This window comes from Alexandriicola marinus (assembly GCF_004000435.1).
Classification (GTDB): Bacteria; Pseudomonadota; Alphaproteobacteria; order Rhodobacterales; family Rhodobacteraceae; genus Alexandriicola; species Alexandriicola marinus.
This window is the reverse complement of record NZ_RBVZ01000002.1, coordinates 865,539-885,775: the sequence shown is the minus strand read 5'-3', so window position 1 is coordinate 885,775 and position 20,237 is coordinate 865,539. Positions and strand designations below refer to the sequence as shown.

The window sequence follows — 20,237 nt, the reverse complement described above, 5'->3', positions numbered from 1 at the left end:
TCGTGAAGATCGCCATGTGGTCCGGCCCGCGGAACCTGTCGACCGCGATGCTGTATGCCTTCGGAAACCGGTCTGATTTCGCGGCGTGGGACGAGCCCTTCTATGCCGCCTACCTTGCACAATCGGGGATCGATCACCCGATGCGGGACGAGGTTCTTGCCGCCTATGAAACCGATCCCGAGGTCATCGCCCGGCTTTGTGCCGGGCCAGTGCCCGACGGAAAGGCGCATTGGTACATGAAACACATGACGTTTCACATGCTGCCGGGCTTTTCGCTCGATTGGGCCGAGGGCTGCGTGAACGTTCATCTGATCCGGCACCCGGCCCGTGTTGTGGCCAGCTATCTTGCGAAACGCGAAAACCCCGCGTTTGACGATATCGGGTTTCGCCAGCAGGTCGAGTTCTACCACCGCTTTCCCGGGCCGGTGATCGACAGCGCGCTGATCAGGCGCGATCCGGAAACCATGCTGAAGAAACTGTGCGCCGAGGTTGGGCTTGATTGGGATCCGGCGATCCTGTCATGGCAAGCCGGCCCACGCGATTTCGACGGTGTCTGGGCACCACATTGGTATGGCGCGGTGCATCGTTCGACGGGTTTTGCCGCAGCGGAGGGCCCGCTGCCCGAGCTTGATGGCCCGGGGGCAGACCTCGTGCGTCAGGCCTTGCCCTATTACGAGGAACTGTCGGCCAGAACGCTCCGCTGATCCTGCGCGATGACCAGCACGAGGTAGCCCGACAGAACGGCGGCAAAGAAGCACCAGACGGAAATCAGCGCATAATCATAGAAAAGGGAGGTCACCACCAGCGAGGCCGCGACCAGACCCCCAAAGATCTGGATCCGCCTGTCAGATGAAAGGATCAACGCGCCAATGATGATCGCGCCATAAGCCAACCGGATCGCGCCCACGTTGAATTCGGTTTTCATGTTCAGGGCGACATCATAGTCGATCGACCGGCTTACGATCGATACGGTCAGGCTTTCTGGAAAAACGAGCACGGGCAGATAAATGGCCAGGCCCAGAAGCGTGCCCAAACCGCAAAGCACGGCCATCATGCGCGATCTGATCCGATCATCCTCGATCAGCCAGACCGACAGGGGAACCCAGAAGAGCCAGAAGAAATGCGAAAAGAACATGAACCCGCGCGCGGCGAGTTCGGTCATCGCAGTGTTCTCGGTCGTCAGCCCCAGCCAGACGAACCCTTCGAAAACCTGCTGTATCCCGAAGGCCATCGGATAGACGGCGAACGGCATCCAGTTGTTTTCTGATCGCCGGGCTTTCGACAGGGCAAAGGCGCCGGTCGGTATCAATGCCCCGCCGAGGGCGAAACTCGCAGTTGCGGAAAAGCACATGATCTTCTCCTGTCAGCGCGGGAAACCGATCCGCGCTGACGCCTACCTTACGACGGCCGGAGAGATTCGCAAAACTGCCCGATCAGCCCAGCCGTCGTTTCCGCGCCGCCAGCAGTTTCAGCCGCAGCGCGTTCAGCTGGATGAACCCCTGTGCATCGGTCTGATCGTAAGCGCCGGCATCCTCTTCGAAGGTGACGTGCGCTTCGGAATACAGCGAATTCTTTGACCAGCGGGCCACGGTCCGCGCCGAACCCTTGTAAAGCTTGAGCCGGACGGTACCGGAGACATGTTCCTGGCTCTTGTCGATCAGGGCCTGCAGCATCTCGCGCTCGGGGGAGAACCAGAAGCCATTGTAGATCAGTTCCGCATAGCGGGGCATGATCGAATCCTTCAGGTGGCCCGCACCACTGTCGAGCGTGATCTGTTCGATGCCGCGATGCGCCTCGAGAAGGATCGTGCCGCCGGGCGTTTCATAGACGCCCCGCGATTTCATGCCGACGAAACGATTTTCCACAAGATCGAGCACGCCGATACCATGCTTGCCGCCCAGTTCGTTCAGACGCGTCAGGATCGTGGCAGGCGACATCGCTTCGCCGTTGATCGCGACCGCATCGCCGCGTTCAAAGGTGATTTCGACCATCTCGGGCGTATCGGGCGCATCTTCGACCCGAACGGTCCTTTGTAGCACATAATCGGGCGCTTCTTCCGCCGGATCCTCCAGAACCTTGCCTTCCGATGAGGTGTGCAAGAGGTTCGCATCCACCGAGAACGGGGCCTCGCCGCGCTTGTCCTTGGCAATCGGGATCTGGTTCTTTTCGGCGAAATCCAGAAGCTTCGTCCGGCTTGAGAGATCCCATTCGCGCCAGGGCGCGATCACCTTGATATCGGGGTTGAGCGCATAGGCCGACAATTCGAACCGGACCTGATCGTTGCCCTTGCCCGTCGCGCCATGTGCCACGGCATCAGCACCGGTTTCGGCCGCGATCTCGACCAGTCGCTTGGAGATCAGGGGCCGGGCAATCGAGGTTCCCAGAAGGTAGAGACCCTCGTAGAGCGCATTGGCACGGAACATCGGAAAGACGAAGTCTCGGACGAATTCTTCGCGGACATCTTCGATGAAGATCTCGGACGCGCCCATCATCTCGGCTTTCTTGCGGGCGGGCTCCAGCTCCTCGCCCTGGCCCAGATCGGCGGTAAAGGTCACGACTTCGCAGCCGTATTCCGTCTGCAGCCATTTCAGGATGATCGACGTGTCGAGCCCGCCGGAATAGGCGAGGACCACTTTCTTCGGTGCGGAACCCTTGGCAGGCATCGTTGTTCACTCCATCTGGTCTGTCAGCGGCCTCGCGTTATCGGGAAATCGACGCCGGGGCAAGCGAGCCCGACGTTGACTATACCACGATCCACATGCAACGACCTGTGCATCGCAAAAAAGGATGATCAATGAGCGCTCGACTGGTTCTGCACAGCTTCAGGCTCTTGTTCCGGAACTTCACCGAAGCCCTGAAGGTATCGGTCGCACCGCTGGTCCTTGCGATTCTTCTCGGCATCGCGGCGTTTTCGGTGTCGGGCGTAACGCCGGCCATGATCGCGATGGCGTCGTTCACCGGGCGGCTGCCGCCGAACGGTCTGCTTGCGATCCTGTTCATCGGCGTCGTGATGCTGTTCACGTTTTCATGGATCGCGGTGGCATGGCACCGGTTTGTCCTGCTGGAGGAATATCCCGGATACGTTCCCGCGGTCACGGACCGGCCGATATGGCCCTATGTCTGGCGCACCCTTGGCCTTGGCCTTCTGATGTTCATGGTGATGACGTTCCTGTCGATCATCGTGGGCATGATCCTGCCTCTGACGGGAGAGGGAGCCGTCGGCGTTGTTGCACTCTTTATCGGAACGGCGCTGACCTACTTCTGGCTTCGGTCTGCCCTGATCCTGCCGGCAATCGCCGTCGGCGAAGAGTTGAAACTGCGTGACGCCTGGACTGTCTCCGGTCCGAGCAGCGGGGCAATCTTTGGCGTGGCGCTGATCCTCGTGGGCCTGAACCTGATGGTGGGCATGGTCCAGCAAACGCTGATCCCGTCCGGTGCTGTCGCGGTCATCGTAAGCCTTGCCGTGGGATGGATGACCCTGATGCTCGGGTCGAGCATCCTGACCACGCTATATGGCCACCTCGTTCAGAACAGACCGCTGGTCTGAAGCGACAACACGAATTCCGCATCACCTTCGTTGGCGAGTAGCGACACGGCCTCCATCGCCGGAAGCCAGAGGGCGGTGTGACCCGCCTCGATCGGCGGGCCGTGCCTGCGGGCGGGGCGCGCCACGTAGATGTGGCAGACCTTCTCGGCCCAAAGATCGTATTCCGGCATATAGGTGAACCGCCGGAACGCACCGAGCCGTCGGGGTGGGGCGATCCGCCAGCCGGTTTCCTCGAACACTTCGCGATGCAGGGCGGTGATCGGATGTTCGCCCGGATCAATGCCGCCACCGGGCAACTGGATTTCGTCATGCGGGTCGGCCTGATGGGTCAGCAGCAGATCGCCCCCCCGGGGCAGGATCGCATAGACACCCGGTCGCCGGGTGTAGCGTTTGTCGTTGCGCGGGGGGAGCCCATACCGTCTCGTCATATCAGCCAACCCTTGGTCGTTTGCTTGCCGGTTCTATATCGACGCGGTATGCCGATTCCCACCCAGTAAGGAAAGCACATGACCCTTGGCGCCCGTATTGCCTGGGACGACACCATTCTGCCGTTCCAGCTTGATAAATCCGACATCCGTGGCCGCATCGCGCGGCTCGACGGGGTGCTTGATCGTGTGCTTGAACAGCATGATTATCCACCCCAGATCGAAGCGCTTGTCGCCGAAATGGCCCTCTTGACCGCGTTGATCGGTCAAACGGTCAAATTGCGATGGAAACTGTCGCTTCAGGTGCGGGGCGATGGCCCGGCGCGGCTGATCGCGACCGATTACTATGGCCCGACCGACGAAGGAGAGCCTGCGCGCATCCGGGCCTATGCCAGCTTTGACGAGGATCGTCTGGATCCGGATGCCGATCCGTTCAGCCTGATCGGCAAAGGGTATTTCGCGATCCTGATCGATCAGGGTCAGGGCACCACACCTTATCAGGGGATCACCCCGATTGCGGGCGGATCGCTTCTGTCCTGCGCAGAGACCTACTTCGCGCAATCAGAGCAGCTTCCGACACGGTTCGCCTTGTCCTTCGGGCGGTCGACCCTTGCCGGCGAGGGCGAATCGTGGCGCGCAGGCGGCGTGATGCTTCAGCACATGCCCAAGGCGTCGCCCTTTGCCCAGGATGGCGGATCGGGCGAAGACGGCCTGATGGCGGCCGAAGACATCCTCGACAAGGAAGAGGGTGAAGACTGGAACCGGGCCAACCTGCTTCTCGACACGGTCGAGGACATGGAACTGATCGGCCCGTCCGTCCAGATGACCGATCTTCTGGTCCGGCTGTTCCACGAAGAGGGGCCAAGGGTCTATGATCCCCAGCCACTGGTCTTTGGCTGTTCATGTTCGGCCGAGAAGGTCAGGCAAAGCCTGTCGATCTATTCGGCGCGGGATATCGGTCACATGACGACCGAGACGGGCATCGTGACCGCGGATTGCCAGTTCTGTGGCGCACATTACGAATTTGATCCGGCGACCCTTGGCTTCGAGGCCACGAAGTCGCCGGACGAAGACGAATAGCCATGGCCGGAACCGATCGGATCGAAGATATCGTCCGGGCCCTTGACGGGCCCGGGCCGACGTCTTCCGATTTCGATCTGAACCCGGAGGTGGTGCTTCCGCCGGGCCGCACGCTTCGGAACGCCGGTGTTCTTTGCGCGATCGAGGATCATCCCCGAGGACCGATGATCATCCTCACCAAACGTTCCGCGCGGCTGAAACACCACCCCGGGCAGATCGCCTTTCCGGGTGGCAAGCAGGACGAGACCGACGCCGATCCCGTGGACGCCGCCCTGCGCGAGGCCGAAGAAGAGATCGGCCTTCCCAGAGATTTGGTCGAGGTTCTGGGCATGATGTCCGCCCATGAAACGGTAACGGGCTTCATGGTGACGCCGGTGATCGGCCGCGTGACCGCGCCGTTCGAGGATCGACCCGAAATGGGCGAGGTCGACGAGGTCTTTCGCGTGCCTCTGTCGCATGTGACCGACACGGGCAGGTTCCGGATCGAGGGGCGGCGATGGCGCGGGAGTATCCGTCACTATTACACCGTCCCCTATGGCCCCTATTACATCTGGGGAGCCACGGCCCGTATCCTGCGCACTCTGGCCGAGAGGATTGACCGGTGACCCGCCTTCGGGCGCCATTCCTCGATGATCCAGCGGCCAAGGCCGTCATGTCGATGCTGACGCAGGCCGGGTATCAGGCGTGGTTCGTAGGTGGATGCGTTCGCAACGCCCTGATGGACCGATCCGTGAACGACCTTGACGTGACGACAGACGCCCTTCCCGAAAGGGTGATCGAACTGGCCGATGAGGCGGGGCTTCGCGCGGTGCCGACCGGTATCGATCACGGCACGATCACCGTCATCTCGGGCGGGATGCCGTTCGAGATCACGACCTTCCGGCGCGATGTGGCCACCGACGGCAGACGCGCGACCGTCGCCTTTTCCGACACGATCGACGAGGATGCGGCCCGCCGGGATTTCACGATGAACGCGATCTATGCCGCACCTGATGGGACGCTTGCCGATCCTGTGGGTGGGCTACCGGACCTCGAGGCGCGCAAGGTCCGGTTCATCGGGGACCCTGCCCTGCGGATCGAAGAGGACTACCTTCGCATTCTCAGGTTCTTTCGGTTCCACGCCATTTACGGCGATCCGTCGGGCGGCATCGATCCCGAGGGGCTCGCCGCCTGCACCACCCATCTTGACGGTCTGCCGCGCCTGTCGCGCGAAAGGGTCGGGGCCGAGATGATGAAGCTTCTCGCCGCGCCCGACCCGGCGCCATCGCTGGCCAGTATGCAGGCCTCCCACGTGCTGACGACGGTCTTGCCGGGCGCATCCGCCGAATACGTGACGATCCTCGTTCACCTCGAAGAGGGGCGCGAGCCCGACGCGGTTCGACGGCTTGCGGCGTTGGGCGGCGAAGATGTTGCCGAACGTCTTCGGCTCAGCAAGGCCAATGCTCGCCGGCTTACCACTCTGCGGGAGGCCGCGCTGGGCGATTGGGGCATGGCTGAAATGGGATACCGTCTTGGTGCGACCGATGCCGAGGATGCGGCCCTTGTGAGGTCTGCGCTGATGCAGCAGGCCCTGACTTCCGGGCAGATCGAGGCGCTGCGGGATGCCGCGGATCAGACGTTCCCGGTCAGCGCCCGCGACCTGATGCCCGAATATGGTGGTCCCGCCCTCGGAGAGAGGCTCAGAACCCTTGAGGAGCGCTGGATCGCGTCCGGGTTCGAAATGTCGAAAGAGGCCCTGTTGGCGCCCGGGCCGGATTGAGGGATGACAGAGGCCGAGCTTTTGTGTAATCGAAAGGGGCTTTAAGGGAGGCTGCAATATGAAGAACGGGATCCGTATACCAACATCGTGATTGGTCCGATCCCGTCGTGGTGGCCCGATCCGGCCACAAAGTCTTCAGATTGTATTCGCTCATTCAGGGGCGCCCCCCATGTTCCGCTTCTTTGAAAATCTCGTCGATCCTTACGTCGATTATCCCGAAAACGACACGCCGCCGAGGCGGCTCTATCCGTTCCTAAAGATCTATGCCGAACCGTTTCGCGGGGTCTTTGTCGTCACGGCAATCGGCGCGGTTCTGGCCGCGGCTGCCGAAGTCTGGCTGATCTACTATCTTGGCCGGATGGTCGATTTCCTGTCGCGATCAGAGCCGGCGGAGGCCTGGGCCGCACATGGAACAGAGCTGATCCTTGTCGCGCTGTTCGTGCTCTTGATCCGTCCCGCGGTGCATGTCTTTCAGATCGCACTTCTCAACCAGTCGATCCTGCCGAATTTCGGAACTCTGGTCCGCTGGCGCGCGCATCGTCACGTGTTGCGGCAATCCATCGGCTGGTTCGAGAATGATTTCGCAGGCCGCATCGCCAACCGCATCATGCAGACCCCGCCCGCCGCCGGCGAAGCCGTGTTCCAGATGTTCGACGCGATCGCCTTTTCGCTGGCCTATATCATCGGCGCGGCGTTGCTGCTGGGTGATGCGGATCCCCGTCTGATCCTGCCGATGATGCTCTGGCTGATCCCCTATATCTTTCTCGTGCGCTGGGTCATCAAACGGATCGGCCCTGCGTCGGAGGCGGCCTCTGCGGCGCGCAGCGCGGTTACGGGCCGGGTGGTCGACAGCTATACCAACATCCATTCGGTCAAGATGTTCGCCCACCATGATCGCGAGATCGACTATGCCCGCGAGGCGATCGAGGATTCGCGCCGCACATTCCAGGTGGAAATGCGGCTCTATACCATCATGGATGTCGCTTTGGTGACGATGAACGGTGTCCTGATCGTCGGCGTCGTGGGCTATGCGATCTGGCTTTGGCTGGGTGCGACGGCGACGGTCGGGGTCGTCGCGGCGGCCACCGCCCTGACCCTGCGCCTGAATGCGATGTCGGGCTGGATCATGTGGGCCGTTTCGAACTTCTTCCGCAATCTTGGGGTCGTCGCCGAAGGAATGCAGACGATCGCTCAGCCGATCACGCTGGTCGACAGGCCGGATGCCAGACCGCTGTCCCCGGGTCCGGGGGAAATCCGGATCGAGCATCTGAGCCACCATTACGGGCGCGAGGCTGGTGGCCTTCGGGACGTATCGCTTGTCATCGGGGCCGGGCAGAAGGTGGGGCTCGTCGGGGCATCGGGCGCGGGTAAATCCACACTCGTGAAGCTGATCCTGCGGTTCTATGACCCGGAAGAGGGGCGCATCCTGCTGGACGGGCAGGATATCACCCGCGTCACACAGGACAGTCTGCGCCTTCAGATCGGCATGGTTCAGCAAGACAGCGCGCTGCTTCATCGGTCGGTACGAGAAAACATCCTGTACGGATCGCCCGACGCATCGGAGGACGCGATGCTGGAGGCCGCCCGCAAGGCAGAGGCGCATGATTTCATCGTCGGGCTTGAAGATAGTGACGGGCGCCGTGGCTATGAGGCGCGGGTTGGTGAACGCGGGGTCAAGCTTTCGGGCGGCCAGCGTCAACGCATCGCACTGGCGCGGGTGATCCTGAAGGATGCGCCGATCCTGCTTCTGGACGAGGCGACATCGGCGCTCGATTCCGAGGTCGAGGCTGCGATCCAGTCGACCCTTTACGGGATGATGGAAGGCAAGACAGTGATTGCCATTGCACACCGGCTTTCGACCATTGCGCAGATGGACCGGATCGTCGTGATGGATCAGGGCCGCATCGTCGAGGACGGAAGCCACGCCGATCTTCTGGCCAAAGGCGGCATCTATGCGCGTCTGTGGCGGCGTCAGTCGGGCGGTTTCATCGGGCAGGATGTCGGCACCGCCAACGATGCGGCGGAATAGGGCGATGGGTATCCGCAGCTTTGTCCGCCGCATCGAGGATATGCCTGACCCTTTCGAGGAACGGCCAAGGGGGGAAACGCCGCCCGCACAACCGATGAGGTTCCTGCTGGATCAGCTCGGCAGCTATCGCACGATCCTGATCTATGCCGCGATCCTCGGCACCGCCGTCGCGGTGCTGGAGCTTGGGTTGATCTGGTATGCGGGCCGCCTGGTCGATCTGATGGCGAACGGCCCCGAGGGGTTCTGGCAGGAACACGGGGGCGAGGTGATCCTTGCCGCCGTTCTGTTCCTGCTGCTCAGACCTCTGACGATCGCGGTCAACTCGGCCCTCCTGTTCTGCGGTATCTCGACGAACATGATGCCCCAGGTGCGCTGGCGGGCGCATCGGCACATGCTGGGTCAACCGGTCAACTTCTTTCAAAGCGATTTCGCCGGACGGCTGTCGAACCGGGTGATGAACATCGGGTTCGCCGTGGAGGATTCAGTCTTTCTGGGGTTCGAGGCGTTCTGGCAGGCCGGTGCATTTGCCATTGCGACGCTGATTCTGCTTCTGGGGATGGATTGGCGTCTGGCACTGCCGCTCGCGCTTTGGATCGCGCTTTTCGTCCTGTTCGTCGTGACGTTCGCGCCCGCCACCAAGCGGGCATCGGAAAAGTTCAACCAGGTCAATTCACAGACCTCGGGTCGGATCGTCGACAGCTATAGCAACATCGAAACGGTCAAACTGTTCGCCGATGCCCGGCGTGAAGAGGCTTATGCGCTGTCGATCCTGCGCAGGCTGCGCCTTCGGTTCGGGGTGCTGATGCAGTTGTTTGCCTTTCAGCAAAGCGCGATGGCGGCCTTCAACTCGGCAGCGATGCTCATGGTGATCGGCCCGGCCCTTTGGCTATGGTCGAGCGGTGCACTCTCCATCGGGGAGGTGGCGGCGGCAATCGCCATGGCGCTCCGGCTCAACACGATGACCGGATGGATCATGTGGATGACGATCCGGACCTATGAGCATTTTGGCGTCATGGCCGAGTCGCTGCAAAGTATTGCTGTCAAACAGACCGTCACCGATGTGCCGAACGCGCCGGCGCTGAAAGTCGACAAGGGGGAAATCCGGGTCGAGAGCGTGTCGCATCACTATGGCAAGGAGGCGGGTGGCCTCGATCACGTGAACCTCGTGATCGAGGGTGGTCAGCGGGTCGGGCTGGTCGGGCCATCCGGGGCAGGCAAATCGTCATTGGTGAACCTGATCCTGCGTTTCCGTGATATCGAGGACGGCCGCATCCTGATCGATGGTCAGGATATCTCGGGTGTCCGGCAGGATACGCTGCGCGGGGCGATCGGGATGGTGACGCAGGATTCATCCCTCCTGCACCGGTCGGTCAGGGCGAACCTGCTGTATGGGCGACCCGATGCCACCGAAGAGCAGATGATCAGCGCTGCCAAAAAGGCGGAGGCCCATGATTTCATCCTCGGACTGGAGGATCCCAAGGGACGGAGGGGCTACAACGCTCATGTGGGCGAACGCGGGGTCAAGCTGTCGGGCGGGCAGCGTCAGCGGATCGCCCTCGCGCGGGTTCTGCTGCGCGATGCGCCGATCCTTGTTCTGGACGAGGCGACTTCGGCGCTTGATTCCGAGGTTGAATCCGTCATCCAGAACGCGCTCGATTCCGCAATGGAGGGCAAGACCGTCATCGCCATCGCGCACCGGCTTTCGACGATCGCGAAGATGGACAGGATCATCGTGATGCAGAACGGGCGGATCGTCGAGGATGGAACCCACGATGGGCTTTTGGAACAGGGCGGGCTATATGCTCAATTCTGGAGCCGTCAGTCGGGCGGGTTCCTCAGTCCGGAGACGGTAGTTTGACCGCAATGGCACAGCAGCTTTTTTCAACCTTCATCGAACGGCTTTCGGGGCTGATCGATACCGACCGTGCCGCGCCCGGTGCGCCGCCGCGCACGCTCTGGTCGTTCATGCGTTGGTGCCTTGAAGGAAGCTGGCCGATCCTTGCGATCGCTGCGGTGATTTCTGCTGCAACCGGCGCGTCCGAAGTCCTGACCATGTATATTCTTGGCCGGATCGTCGATATCGCGGGAAGCGGCGCCCCCCTGAGCGAGGCGTTTGGCCTTCTGATCCTCGGCTCCTTTCTCGTTCTTGGCCTGCGTCCGATCCTGTTCGGGCTGAATGCCGCGTTTCAGTCTGTGGTCATCGGGCCGAATGTGTTCACGCTGGCGCTGGGCCGGTTGCACCGCTGGACGCTGGGACAGGCGATCACGTTCTTTGACAACGATTATGCCGGCAGGCTTGCGCAGAAACAGATGCAGGCCAGCAGGTCGCTGACCGAAATTGTCGTCGAAACGGTCAACGCGGTCATCTTTGGCCTGTCATCGGTTCTGGGGGCGGCCATTCTTGTCGTCGCCATCGACTGGCGGCTTCTGCTCATACTGCTGGGCTGGCTAGCGCTGTATTTCTTCTACCTCAGGGTCATGCTTCCCAAGATCAGGTCGCGATCCAAGGCGCGTGCCGCGGCACAGGCCATGGTCACGGGGCAGGTCGTCGATACGATCACCAATATTCGCACCGTCAAGCTTTTCGCCGGGCGCGAACATGAAGACAAGGTTGCCATCGGCGCGATGGAGGATCTCCGCAGTGAGGCCGTCTACTTTGGCGAAATCTCGACGCTGTTCCGGTTCGGGCTCATGGCGTTGTCGGGATTGCTGCCTGTTGGGCTGGTCGGAGCCGGGCTTCTGCTGCGCGATACCGGGGTCAGCCCCGGCGATATCGCGGCCAGCGGCGCCGTGGCGATCCGTCTTGCCCAGATGTCGGGGTGGATCAGCTTCACCCTGATGGCGATCTACAGCCATGTCGGCGAAGTCGAAGACGGGATGAATACCCTGACGCCGCCGCATCAGCTTGTCGATGCGCCCAGCGCAACCGAGCTGGAGGTGCCGAGGGGTGAAATCCGCTTCGAGGATGTGAGTTTTGCGTACGGGCGCAGAAGTGGCGGTATCACGCATGTCGGTTTGACGATTTCGCCGGGTGAAAAGCTGGGCGTTGTCGGCGCGTCAGGGGCGGGGAAATCCACCTTGGTGGCGCTTCTCCTTCGGCTTTATGATCCCGAAGAAGGCCGTGTCGTGATCGACGGGCACGATGTCAGTCAGGTCAGTCAGGATAGTTTGCGCCGGAACATCGGGATGGTCACGCAGGAAACGGCGATGTTCAACCGAACGGCCCGGGACAACATCCGCTATGGCCGGCCCGGCGCGACAGACGCCGAAGTTGAGGAGGCTGCCCGCAAGGCCGAGGCCTCTGAATTCATCGCCGAATTGCGGGATTTCAGGGGTCGGTCAGGCTACGATGCCTTCCTCGGCGAACGCGGTGTGAAGCTTTCGGGCGGTCAGCGTCAGAGGATCGCCCTTGCCCGCGCGCTTCTGAAGGATGCGCCGATCCTTGTTCTGGACGAGGCGACATCGGCGCTTGATTCCGAGGTCGAGGCGTCGATCCAGGCTGCGCTTGAAACCGCGATGGAAGGCAAGACCGTGATCGCCATCGCCCACCGGCTTTCGACGATTTCCAGCATGGACCGGATCGTTGTCCTCGAGGCGGGGCAGATCGTCGAGCAAGGCACCCATGACGACCTTCTGGCCAGTGGCGGTGTCTATGCCCGGTACTGGAACCGTCAGTCCGGAGGCTTCATCCAGACGCAGGATGCCGCCGAGTGACCAAGACCTTGACGATCGATGCGCTGACCCAGACGGGCATGGGCCGCGCCTCTGATGGCAGCCTGCATGCGCGGGTCTTGCCCGGAGAAGAGATCGAACTGAAAGACGATGGTGGCGTCCGGATCGTCACGCCAAGCCCCGATCGCGTCGCGCCGCCCTGCCGGCATTTCAAAAGCTGCGGCGGCTGCGCGATGCAACATGCAAGCGATGAATTCGTGTCGGGCTGGAAGGCGGGCATCCTGTCATACGCGCTGTCGGCACAGGGTCTGGGCACCGCGATAGACCGGATCGAAACCTCTCCGCCGGAAACCCGTCGCAGGGCAAAACTGACCGGCCGTCGCACGAAGAAAGGCGCTTTCGTGGGCTTTCACGCCGCGCGGTCGGATGACGTGATCGCGATCCCCGAGTGCCGGATACTTAGCCCAGAATTGCGCGCCCGGTTCCCCGGATTCGAGGTCCTTGCCCGGCTAGCCGCGACGCGGACCACGGATGCCGAGTTGTATGTCACGGAAACCGAATCCGGCGCCGATGTCTTGATCACATCACCGCGGGAGCTTGACCGCGAACTGCGAGAGACGCTTCCCGCCATTGCGTCGCAGCATGGGATCGCGCGGATCACCTGGAACGGGGAGCCGGTGGCCACGCTTGCGCCGCCGATCGTGCGGCTGTCGGGATTTCCGGTCGAGCCCCCGCCGGCCGCATTCCTTCAGGCCACCGGTCATGCCGAGGCTGTGTTGGCAACCGAGGTGGAACGGATCGTGACTGGTGCCTCGCGCGTGGTGGATCTGTTCTCCGGCTGCGGGACGTTCAGCCTGCCGCTTGCGCGTGGTGCGGTTGTTCATGCCGTCGAGGGGGATGAACGGCTCCTTTCCGCACTGGATCGCGCGTGGCGGGGCGCGACAGGGCTCAAGACCATAACCACCGAGACGCGCGATTTGTTTCGGCGTCCGCTTCTGCCCGATGAGCTTCGGGCGTTCGACGCAGCGGTAATCGATCCGCCACGCGCCGGGGCCGAGGCTCAGATCGCCGAACTTGCCATCGGCGGACCGGGCGTGATCGCGATGGTTTCCTGCAATCCGGTGACCTTTGCGCGCGATGCGCGCACGCTCGTGAATGCGGGATACGAGATGGGCAAACCCCTGCTTGTCGATCAGTTTCGCTGGTCGGCCCACCTCGAGATCGGCTGTGGTTTCACACGTTAGAAACGACTATCGGTATGCCGGGCCTATTGCCGCCGATTTGATTGGTGGAAACGCAGGCATGGCTCTAGTCTTCGCGAGTATCTGATCGAGGCAAACGATGAACGTTCCGGTTATGACAAGACGCGCCGCCCTGCTTGGCGGTGTGTCGCTTCTGGCGGCCTGCGGCGGCGGGCCTCGTTTCCTGACATATGACGGCCCCGCCGTGACCAGTATCGTCGTCTACAAGGGTCGTCGGAAACTCCACCTCATGCACGAGGCGGAAATCCTCAAGACCTATGATTTCGAGCTTGGGTTTGCGCCGGTCGGTCACAAGCAGATCGAAGGCGACGGCAAGACACCCGAGGGCCTGTATTACATCGACAGGAAGAACCCGAATTCGTCGTTCCATCTGTCCGTTGGCATCTCTTATCCCAATGCCGAGGACAGGGCCCGCGCCGCAGCGATCGGCCATTCCCCAGGTGGCGATATCTTTATCCATGGGACGCCACGTGCTTTCCGGGGGGATCGCGACTGGACGTGGGGATGTCTCGCCGTATCGAATTCCGAGATCGAGGTGATCTATTCGATGGTCAGGGTTGGAACGCCGATCTGGCTTTATCCCTGATCTCAGCTTCCCAGAACGAGGGTCCACCAGATCTTGCCGCCGCCTTCCTGAAGCCAGGAAATGCCCATCTGCGTTGCTGCCGGATCAAGAAGGACGGCCCGCGTATCGGGCTTTTGCATCCAGGCTCCCAAGGTTTCGAGCTCGGTCTCGAAGGTCTCCGAGATGACTTCGCCGATCAGCTGGCCGTTATAGCCAACGCGACGCAGCCGATCCACCGGCGAAGACCCGTCCGATCCGAAATGCCATGGCCGGTTCTGGATCGCCATATCGCGGGAATGCGTTGCCGCAGCCGCCGTAAGCTCGGCATTCAGGACAAGCGGCCCAGCGCCTGATGCGCCGCGCAGAGTGTTCAGCGCATCAAGGACGCGAAACGGAATCTCGGCCGCGTCCTGCTCGGTGATCCGGTAGACCTGTTGAACCGGCAGGCCATCGGGGCCGATGGCACCGCGCGGCGCGGATGAGCAGGCCGAAAGGGCGCCCAATGCGATCCCGATAAGCAGATTTCGTCTCAACATGGTAAACCCTTTGACGCTTTCGGCTGCCACTCATTAAGACCAAGACGCATACACTTCAAATACCGAAACATTTCATGTGCCATGAAAGTTACGCGGCTGTGATTTGCACAACCCTCGAGAGACGCCTATCTTCCCTGAGGTTCCGACGCACCTTATCATGTCGCTCGGTTCCAGTTTCGTCATGTCAATTGCGAGAGACTTCATGAACAGACGTCGTTTCATAGCCGCGGGAAGTGCTGCCCTTGGAGGATCTCTGGCGTCCTATGCGGCGGCCCAGTCCAGCGCGATGGAGAATTCGACTGCGATCGAAGAGGATCTGTCGTCGGCGGTTCAAAGAAATATCTCCAGCTTTCGGATGCTGGACTGGCGGCCCTATTTCACGAATCTCAACAACGGCGCGATCCTGTGCGACATCCAGTCGCGTGCTTTGCATTTCTGGTCCGAGGATGGTGGAACCTATCGCCTTTTCCCGACTTCGGTCCCTCTGACCGAGGACCTGACGCGCCTTGGCCGGACCGAGGTGATCCAGAAAGTCGTGAACCCGACCTGGCGCCCGACCCCGTCGATGCGGGAACGCAATCCCGAATGGCCCGCCGTTGTCGAGGGCGGCGATCCGATGAACCCGCTCGGCCCGCTCGCACTGTACCTGTCATGGACATATTACCGCATCCACGGGACCCACGACACGCGCAAGATCGGGCGCCGGTCTTCGAACGGCTGCATCGGGCTTTACAATGAGCACATCACCGAACTGTTCGATCTGGCCAAGGTTGGTACCCAGGTCCTGTTGATTTGAGCTGGCATGCATCACGCTTTCTCTTGCGGACAGCCGTGCTGCCCGTGCTAGACAGACCTGTGTGATGCTGAACCGGAGATCTGCCATGAAACGAGTGATCGCTGCCGCGGCCCTTGCCAGCCTTGTCGCAGGACCGGGACTGGCAGAGGGAATGCAGCCCGAGCGCGAAGTGCCCCAGCGCGTGATCGAAGAGACTGCCGGATCGTCGTCGCAGCATCTGGTTCTGCCCGGAATCGTCGGCGCGGGCCTCTTCTTTGTCTATCTTGTCGTATCGAAATAGATCGTCAGTCGAGCCAACCCTTCAGGTTGGCCCTGATCGTTCCGCAGAGCGCATCGATATGCGCCTCGTCGGCGTTGAGGCACGGGATATAGGTGAAATCTTCGCCGCCGGCCTCTTCAAAGCTTTCGCGGATTTCCTCGTTGATCTCTTCCAGGGTCTCGATGCAATCGGCGGAAAAGGCCGGTGCGCAGACGGCGATCTTCTTCTTTCCGGCTTCTGCAAGACGGGCAACCTCGTCGACCGTATAGGGCTTTAGCCATTCTTCCGGCCCGAACCGGGACTGGAAGGTCGTGGTGATGCGGGTGTCGTCCCAACCCAGCCGTTCTTTCAGCAGGCGCGTCGTCTTTTGGCACTGACAATGGTAGGGATCGCCTTCCCGAAGATAGCGCTCGGGCACACCGTGATAGGAACAGACAAGAACATCGGGCTTGTCTTCCTTAGCCGCATAGGCGCGTTCGATCGATTGTGCCAAGGCCTCGATATAGGCCGGATCGTCGAAATAGGGCTGCACCACGCGCGCTGCGGGTTGCCACTTCTCCTCCATCAGGGCGCGGAAGAACTGATCGCAGGCCGTGGCGGATGTGGCACCGGCGTAATGCGGATAAAGCGGGAAGAACAGGATGCGTGTGCAGCCGGCCTCGACCATGGCCTGCACCTTCGACTTGGTCGACGGATTGCCGTAACGCATGCAGAAATCGACCATGACACTGTCGCCATAGGTCTCGTGCAGCTGATCGTGGATCGCGGAGGTCTGTTCCTTGGTGATCGTCATCAACGGCGATTCGTTGGCCTCGGTGTTCCAGATCGACCGATAGGCCGCGCCCGACGAGAACGGACGCTTTGACAGGATCACCAGTTGAAGCAGGGGTTGCCAGAGCCACGGCGAATAATCGATCACGCGCCGGTCGGACAGGAATTCATTCAGATACCGCCGCATGGACCAGTAATCCGTCGCGTCCGGAGTGCCCAGATTGGCAAGAAGGATGCCGACCTTGGCGGCAGGAATTTTCGGATGGTCCGAAGGGGCATGAACCGGGCAGCTGGCAACCGCATCCGCCCTGGTCGGTGATTTAGCGTCGAACATGTCCTGATCCTTCGGGTCGATCGTCATCGCAATGTCGTTCCAGATAAGAGGAAATGCCCGCGCGTCAATCGCGACTTCCGGCAACAGGTGTTTCCGATGTGCCCAACGCATCCGCGAGCCGTGCCTTCGCACTGCCCGGACGAAGCGGTTTCGGCTGATTTTCCGACGGTGCCCATCCCGTCAGGAAGACGATTTCGAACGTCGCCCGAATGCGCCCGTCGGGTTGGGCGAAATTCGTTGAATAGAGTTCAGCGGCCCGGACAAGCACGGATCGGGCCGTGGGCCGGCGCAACCGCTGTTCCATCGCGTTCGACTCGCCCATCGCGCGCAGATCCTTCATCAGGGCGAAGGCGTTTTCGTAGCTGACAGTCAGGGGCTGGCTGTCGGCCACGGGCAGAGCAAGGCCCGCCCTTTGCAGCAAGGCGCCCAAATCCCGTATCTCGCCCATCGGTGCCACGCGCGGCGAAAGCCCCCCCGAGATCGACGCTTCGGCCTCGGCCAGGCAGATCCGCAATTCGTTCAATGTCTGGCCGCCGAACAAGGCGCCAAGAAACAGACCGTCGGGACGCAAGGCCAACCGGGATTGGGCGATCTGACCGACCGGATCATTCGCCCAGTGCAGGCACAGGCAGTGGATGACAAGGTCATGCGCGGCCGTTTGAACATCGAGTGTCTCGTCATCCGTGATCAGGCGCGCGGCGGGGATCCGATCGGCCCAGACACCCTGCTGCGTCGTGACGACGGCTGTCTCTGTGAACGATCTGTTAACCTCTTTGAGCCTTTCCTCGATCTCGTCGGCGACCCAGTCATGAAGGAAAAGCGCCGGGTTTCGTGCCGCACGGGCACGATTGCGTTCAAGCGCGGGTCGGTCGGTAAGGCGCGGCGGCTGATCCATGGCGCCCCATGTAAGAGAGTTTGATCCCCGATGCAAAGCGCTCTGAGCCTGATTTACCCTGCGCGGTGCCTGCTGTGTTCGTCGATGACGGAGCAGGATTTCGGCCTTTGCGGCGCCTGCTGGCGCGAGACACCGTTCATCGACGGCCTCGTCTGCGGCGGGTGCGGTGTTCCTTTACCCGGTGAAAGCGATGGCGCGACCGAGACCTGCGACGATTGCATGGTGATCGCCCGCCCGTGGGAGCAGGGTCGTGCGGCGCTGATCTACCGTGATAACGGGCGGCGGCTTGTTCTGGGCGTCAAGCACGGCGACCGGACGGATATCGCGCGCGCGGCGGCAAAGTGGCTGGCCCGTGCCGGAAGGCCGTTCCTCGAACCGGGGGCGATTATCGTGCCCGTGCCGCTCCATTGGACGCGGCTTTTCCGGCGCAAATACAATCAATCTGCTGTTCTGGCCCGCTACCTGGGTCGCGAGACCGGCAACAGGGTCGAACCCGATGCGCTGGTCCGTGTCCGGCGCACCGCGTCGCTGGGTGGTTTGACGCCGGACGAACGGTTTGCCGCCGTGTCGGATGCGATCCGCCCGCATCCCAAACGGGGTGCCCGGCTCGCGGGACAACAGGTCATCCTTGTCGACGATGTGATGACGTCGGGCGCCACTGCCGCGGCTGCAACAGAGGCGGCCCATCTGGCCGGAGCAGAGCGGGTTTGCGTTCTGCATCTGGCCCGCGCCGTCAAGGGAGCCTAGATAGTGCTGGACACCTGAAGAAGGAAACCAGCATGAAACCCGTCGAAATCTATACCTCCCCGTATTGCGGATACTGCCACGCGGCCAAGCGTCTGCTGACGGCAAAGGGCGTGTGCTTCAGCGAAATCGACGTGATGGCCGCGCCCGAACGCAAGCCCGAGATGATCCAGCGGGCAAACGGCGGTCGGACCGTCCCGCAGATCTTCATCGGAGATGAGCATATCGGCGGCTGCGATGAGCTTCACGCTCTGGAACGCGCGGGCAAGCTCGATCCCATGCTGTCGGCGTGAGGGCTGGCCTCGTTCAACTGAGTTCGGGCGACGATCCGTCCGAGAACCTCGTTGCCACGCGCGGGCTGATCCGTGAGGCGGCGGGGCAGGGGGCGGATTTTGTCCTGACGCCCGAGGTCACGAACTGCGTCTCGGGAAGTCGGGATCGGCAGCTGGAGGTTCTGCGGCCCGAAGCCGAGGATCGGACCCTGCCCGCGCTGCAGGACGAAGCCCGCACGCTGGGCATATGGCTTTTGATCGGATCGCTTGCGCTCAAGGCCGAACGCCCGGGCGCGCCTTTCGTGAACCGGTCGTTCCTGATCGGGCCGGACGGGGCGATCGCGGCGCGCTATGACAAGTTGCACATGTTCGACGTCACCATCTCGGAAACCGAAAGCTATCGGGAATCGGCGGGCTATCAGCCGGGTGACCGGGCTGTTCTGGCCCACACGCCCTTTGCCAAGATCGGGATGACGATCTGCTATGACCTGCGGTTTGCGCATCTCTTTTCCGCTTTGGCGCGTGCCGGCGCGCAGATCATCACGGTTCCCTCTGCTTTCGCCCGGCCAACAGGTCAGGCGCATTGGGAGCCGCTCTTGCGGGCACGTGCCATTGAATGCGGCGCATTCGTCCTTGCGCCCGCCCAGACGGGCGAACACCCGACCTCGACCGACCGTCAGCGTCGGACCCATGGGCACAGTCTTGCGGTTTCGCCCTGGGGCGAGGTGCTGGCCGATGGCGGGGATGACGTGGGGATCACGATTGTTGATCTTGATATCGACGAAGTGGCAAAGTCGCGGGCGCGCGTTCCGTCGCTGACCCATTTCCGCCCCTTCGCAGGCCCCTGATGACCGACTTTTCATCAAGTCTCTCGATTGCCGTCTTCGGCGAGATCCTTGCGATTGACCAGCTGGCCCGCAACCGGATCTCCAAGGCGTTGCCGCGCGGTATGGAATTGTCGCATTTCTCCGTGCTCAATTCCCTTGCCCGGTCAGGCGCCGAACGCACCCCTGCCCAGCTGGCCCGCACGTTTCACCTGACCCGCGGCGCGATGACCAATACCTTGAGCAAGCTTGAATGGGCGGGCTGGATCCACGTCCGCCCCGATTGGGATGATGCACGGCGCAAGCTGGTCTCGATCAGCCCCGCAGGCCTTTCGGCGCGCAACGCGGCCGTAGCCGCCATCGCGCCGATCATCGACGAGGTGTCGGCCAAGGTCGGCGAAGACAGGATGCGCGCGACACTGCCCGTCCTTCGGGAATTGCGTCAGCAGCTTGAAGGATCGGATTGA

At 61.9% G+C, this 20,237-nt stretch carries 22 protein-coding genes; 16 read left to right on the top strand and 6 right to left on the bottom strand.

Annotated features, from left to right (window positions below; all coding sequences use genetic code 11):
- The first annotated feature begins 2 nt into the window (after positions 1–2).
- The gene (locus EP376_RS10695) at positions 3–704 is read left to right on the top strand and encodes a sulfotransferase (RefSeq protein ID WP_240652450.1); all 702 of its coding nucleotides are present in this window, start codon (positions 3–5) and stop codon (positions 702–704) included.
- Here EP376_RS10695 and EP376_RS10690 read toward each other — a convergent pair.
- Together EP376_RS10690 and EP376_RS10685 are read right to left on the bottom strand one after the other, a co-directional pair.
- The gene (locus tag EP376_RS10690) at positions 671–1,351 is read right to left on the bottom strand and encodes a DUF6629 family protein (protein WP_127655517.1); all 681 of its coding nucleotides are present in this window, start codon (positions 1,349–1,351) and stop codon (positions 671–673) included. The two genes, EP376_RS10695 and EP376_RS10690, sit on opposite strands and share 34 nt — an antisense overlap.
- Before the next feature lie 82 nt (positions 1,352–1,433).
- A complete protein-coding gene (locus tag EP376_RS10685) occupies positions 1,434–2,663 on the bottom strand; it encodes an argininosuccinate synthase (protein WP_127655516.1) in 1,230 nt (409 codons plus the stop codon).
- 131 nt (positions 2,664–2,794) lie between these two features.
- On the opposite strand from EP376_RS10685, the gene EP376_RS10680 reads away from it, so the two are divergent.
- A complete protein-coding gene (locus EP376_RS10680) occupies positions 2,795–3,547 on the top strand; it encodes a hypothetical protein (protein ID WP_127655515.1) in 753 nt (250 codons plus the stop codon).
- Here the strand turns inward: EP376_RS10680 and EP376_RS10675 are convergent.
- Positions 3,526–3,975: an NUDIX hydrolase gene (locus EP376_RS10675; protein WP_127655514.1), complete on the bottom strand. Its 450-nt coding sequence runs from the start codon at positions 3,973–3,975 to the stop codon at positions 3,526–3,528. The two genes, EP376_RS10680 and EP376_RS10675, sit on opposite strands and share 22 nt — an antisense overlap.
- Before the next feature lie 78 nt (positions 3,976–4,053).
- On the opposite strand from EP376_RS10675, the gene hslO reads away from it, so the two are divergent.
- From hslO to EP376_RS10635, 8 genes are all read left to right on the top strand, one after another.
- On the top strand, positions 4,054–5,052 hold the full coding sequence (hslO, locus tag EP376_RS10670; RefSeq protein WP_127655513.1) for an Hsp33 family molecular chaperone HslO: 999 nt from the start codon (positions 4,054–4,056) through the stop codon (positions 5,050–5,052).
- A gap of 2 nt (positions 5,053–5,054) precedes the next feature.
- Positions 5,055–5,657, top strand: coding sequence for a CoA pyrophosphatase (locus EP376_RS10665; protein WP_127655512.1), 603 nt, complete (start codon positions 5,055–5,057; stop codon positions 5,655–5,657).
- Positions 5,658–5,704: 47 nt separating this feature from the next.
- On the top strand, positions 5,705–6,811 hold the full coding sequence (locus EP376_RS10660) for a CCA tRNA nucleotidyltransferase (protein ID WP_127655939.1): 1,107 nt from the start codon (positions 5,705–5,707) through the stop codon (positions 6,809–6,811).
- Positions 6,812–6,980: 169 nt separating this feature from the next.
- Complete coding sequence (locus EP376_RS10655; protein WP_127655511.1) at positions 6,981–8,840, top strand: ABC transporter ATP-binding protein; 1,860 nt, start codon at positions 6,981–6,983, stop codon at positions 8,838–8,840.
- A 4-nt stretch (positions 8,841–8,844) separates the two neighbouring features.
- Entirely contained in the window at positions 8,845–10,698 is a 1,854-nt protein-coding gene (locus tag EP376_RS10650) for an ABC transporter ATP-binding protein (protein WP_127655510.1), read from the top strand.
- A gap of 5 nt (positions 10,699–10,703) precedes the next feature.
- Positions 10,704–12,554 carry an ABC transporter ATP-binding protein gene (locus EP376_RS10645; protein ID WP_127655938.1) on the top strand — a complete coding sequence of 617 codons (1,851 nt, stop codon included), beginning with the start codon at positions 10,704–10,706 and terminating at the stop codon, positions 12,552–12,554.
- A 38-nt stretch (positions 12,555–12,592) separates the two neighbouring features.
- On the top strand, positions 12,593–13,756 hold the full coding sequence (locus EP376_RS10640) for a class I SAM-dependent RNA methyltransferase (protein ID WP_127655937.1): 1,164 nt from the start codon (positions 12,593–12,595) through the stop codon (positions 13,754–13,756).
- A gap of 112 nt (positions 13,757–13,868) precedes the next feature.
- Positions 13,869–14,360: a L,D-transpeptidase family protein gene (locus EP376_RS10635; protein WP_127655936.1), complete on the top strand. Its 492-nt coding sequence runs from the start codon at positions 13,869–13,871 to the stop codon at positions 14,358–14,360.
- 2 nt (positions 14,361–14,362) lie between these two features.
- Here the strand turns inward: EP376_RS10635 and dalA are convergent, their stop codons facing one another.
- Positions 14,363–14,875 (bottom strand): divisome-associated lipoprotein DalA, encoded by a 513-nt coding sequence (gene dalA / locus EP376_RS10630; protein WP_127655509.1) that lies wholly within the window; start codon positions 14,873–14,875, stop codon positions 14,363–14,365.
- 202 nt (positions 14,876–15,077) lie between these two features.
- Here dalA and EP376_RS10625 point away from each other — a divergent pair, with 202 nt between their 5' ends.
- Entirely contained in the window at positions 15,078–15,671 is a 594-nt protein-coding gene (locus tag EP376_RS10625) for a L,D-transpeptidase (RefSeq protein ID WP_127655508.1), read from the top strand.
- 85 nt (positions 15,672–15,756) lie between these two features.
- Positions 15,757–15,951 (top strand): hypothetical protein, encoded by a 195-nt coding sequence (locus EP376_RS10620; RefSeq protein ID WP_127655507.1) that lies wholly within the window; start codon positions 15,757–15,759, stop codon positions 15,949–15,951.
- Between the two features lie 4 nt (positions 15,952–15,955).
- On the opposite strand, the gene hemH is transcribed toward EP376_RS10620, so the two are convergent.
- Together hemH and EP376_RS10610 are read right to left on the bottom strand one after the other, a co-directional pair.
- Positions 15,956–17,035, bottom strand: coding sequence for a ferrochelatase (hemH, locus tag EP376_RS10615; protein ID WP_127655935.1), 1,080 nt, complete (start codon positions 17,033–17,035; stop codon positions 15,956–15,958).
- 64 nt (positions 17,036–17,099) lie between these two features.
- A complete protein-coding gene (locus EP376_RS10610) occupies positions 17,100–17,930 on the bottom strand; it encodes a methyltransferase domain-containing protein (protein ID WP_127655506.1) in 831 nt (276 codons plus the stop codon).
- A 30-nt stretch (positions 17,931–17,960) separates the two neighbouring features.
- Between EP376_RS10610 and EP376_RS10605 the strand changes: the two genes are divergently transcribed.
- From EP376_RS10605 to EP376_RS10590, 4 genes are read left to right on the top strand one after another with little or no spacing between them, the layout of a single operon-like run.
- A complete protein-coding gene (locus EP376_RS10605) occupies positions 17,961–18,677 on the top strand; it encodes a ComF family protein (RefSeq protein ID WP_127655505.1) in 717 nt (238 codons plus the stop codon).
- A gap of 32 nt (positions 18,678–18,709) precedes the next feature.
- Positions 18,710–18,967, top strand: a complete 258-nt coding sequence (gene grxC, locus EP376_RS10600; RefSeq protein ID WP_127655504.1) for a glutaredoxin 3 — start codon at positions 18,710–18,712, stop codon at positions 18,965–18,967.
- Positions 18,964–19,794 carry a carbon-nitrogen hydrolase family protein gene (locus EP376_RS10595; RefSeq protein WP_127655503.1) on the top strand — a complete coding sequence of 277 codons (831 nt, stop codon included), beginning with the start codon at positions 18,964–18,966 and terminating at the stop codon, positions 19,792–19,794. The genes grxC and EP376_RS10595 overlap by 4 nt, the downstream gene beginning before the upstream one ends.
- Positions 19,794–20,237, top strand: a complete 444-nt coding sequence (locus EP376_RS10590; RefSeq protein ID WP_127655502.1) for a MarR family winged helix-turn-helix transcriptional regulator — start codon at positions 19,794–19,796, stop codon at positions 20,235–20,237. The genes EP376_RS10595 and EP376_RS10590 overlap by 1 nt, the downstream gene beginning before the upstream one ends.

Coding starts and splice junctions, on each gene's coding strand:
- EP376_RS10690 (WP_127655517.1), bottom strand. CDS start 1,351: ATGTGCTTTTCCGCAACTGCGAGTTTCGCCCTCGGCGGGGCATTGATA.
- EP376_RS10685 (WP_127655516.1), bottom strand. CDS start 2,663: ATGCCTGCCAAGGGTTCCGCACCGAAGAAAGTGGTCCTCGCCTATTCC.
- EP376_RS10680 (WP_127655515.1), top strand. CDS start 2,795: ATGAGCGCTCGACTGGTTCTGCACAGCTTCAGGCTCTTGTTCCGGAAC.
- EP376_RS10675 (WP_127655514.1), bottom strand. CDS start 3,975: ATGACGAGACGGTATGGGCTCCCCCCGCGCAACGACAAACGCTACACC.
- hslO (WP_127655513.1), top strand. CDS start 4,054: ATGACCCTTGGCGCCCGTATTGCCTGGGACGACACCATTCTGCCGTTC.
- EP376_RS10665 (WP_127655512.1), top strand. CDS start 5,055: ATGGCCGGAACCGATCGGATCGAAGATATCGTCCGGGCCCTTGACGGG.
- EP376_RS10660 (WP_127655939.1), top strand. CDS start 5,705: ATGTCGATGCTGACGCAGGCCGGGTATCAGGCGTGGTTCGTAGGTGGA.
- EP376_RS10655 (WP_127655511.1), top strand. CDS start 6,981: ATGTTCCGCTTCTTTGAAAATCTCGTCGATCCTTACGTCGATTATCCC.
- EP376_RS10650 (WP_127655510.1), top strand. CDS start 8,845: ATGGGTATCCGCAGCTTTGTCCGCCGCATCGAGGATATGCCTGACCCT.
- EP376_RS10645 (WP_127655938.1), top strand. CDS start 10,704: ATGGCACAGCAGCTTTTTTCAACCTTCATCGAACGGCTTTCGGGGCTG.
- EP376_RS10640 (WP_127655937.1), top strand. CDS start 12,593: ATGGGCCGCGCCTCTGATGGCAGCCTGCATGCGCGGGTCTTGCCCGGA.
- EP376_RS10635 (WP_127655936.1), top strand. CDS start 13,869: ATGACAAGACGCGCCGCCCTGCTTGGCGGTGTGTCGCTTCTGGCGGCC.
- dalA (WP_127655509.1), bottom strand. CDS start 14,875: ATGTTGAGACGAAATCTGCTTATCGGGATCGCATTGGGCGCCCTTTCG.
- EP376_RS10625 (WP_127655508.1), top strand. CDS start 15,078: ATGAACAGACGTCGTTTCATAGCCGCGGGAAGTGCTGCCCTTGGAGGA.
- EP376_RS10620 (WP_127655507.1), top strand. CDS start 15,757: ATGAAACGAGTGATCGCTGCCGCGGCCCTTGCCAGCCTTGTCGCAGGA.
- hemH (WP_127655935.1), bottom strand. CDS start 17,035: ATGTTCGACGCTAAATCACCGACCAGGGCGGATGCGGTTGCCAGCTGC.
- EP376_RS10610 (WP_127655506.1), bottom strand. CDS start 17,930: ATGGATCAGCCGCCGCGCCTTACCGACCGACCCGCGCTTGAACGCAAT.
- EP376_RS10605 (WP_127655505.1), top strand. CDS start 17,961: ATGCAAAGCGCTCTGAGCCTGATTTACCCTGCGCGGTGCCTGCTGTGT.
- grxC (WP_127655504.1), top strand. CDS start 18,710: ATGAAACCCGTCGAAATCTATACCTCCCCGTATTGCGGATACTGCCAC.
- EP376_RS10590 (WP_127655502.1), top strand. CDS start 19,794: ATGACCGACTTTTCATCAAGTCTCTCGATTGCCGTCTTCGGCGAGATC.